This window comes from Streptomyces colwelliae (genome assembly GCF_048158785.1).
GTDB lineage: Bacteria > Actinomycetota > Actinomycetes > Streptomycetales > Streptomycetaceae > Streptomyces.
Genome location: NZ_JBLTJC010000916.1, coordinates 1 through 528, shown reverse-complemented (window position 1 = coordinate 528; position 528 = coordinate 1). Strand labels below are relative to the sequence as shown.

Sequence of the window (528 nt, the reverse complement as noted above, 5' to 3'; positions counted from 1 at the left end):
GTTGTACGGCGGGGTGAGGGGCCCCAGGAGGTCTTGCCCGATGACTCAACTGTCCAAGGGGCAGGGCAGGTTGGGCCTGGCTCGGTTCGGGGTGCAGGTGACGAGGGCGAGGGAGAGGTAGGCCGGCCGTTCGAGATAGAAGCCGTACGACGAGTCGTGGCCGGAGGCCAGTCGTGTGGCGGCGGAGGCTGCGAGGGTGGCGAGGTGACCGGTGTCGCGCTGTGTCCCGTCCGCGAACCGGGGCGCGTAGGCGGCGAGTTGACGCTTGAGCCAACTCGCCGCGGCTGCCGGGTCCGGCCAGGTCCCCCGTACCAGTGACCGAGGCTTGACCAGCCAGTACGCCGTTTCCAGCGGGGGGAGGTCGGAGGTGGGGAATTCCGCTGCCACTTCGCGGTAGCGCTGGATCAACTCCGGGCGGCTGCCCGGTGGAGGTGGTTCGGGGTGGGGTGGACGGCGTAGGGCCTCCTGGTCGAAGCGGGGTTTCGGTCCGGTCCACAGGTAGGCGTGGTGGTGCACCGGTGGTTGTCC

1 protein-coding gene is annotated in these 528 nt (G+C 69.9%); it reads right to left on the bottom strand.

The genetic code is table 11. From position 1 onward, the window contains the following. Nucleotides 1-45: 45 nt before the first annotated feature. A complete protein-coding gene (locus ACNFOC_RS55140) occupies nucleotides 46-516 on the bottom strand; it encodes a hypothetical protein (protein ID WP_416966412.1) in 471 nt (156 codons plus the stop codon). Nucleotides 517-528: the final 12 nt, after the last annotated feature.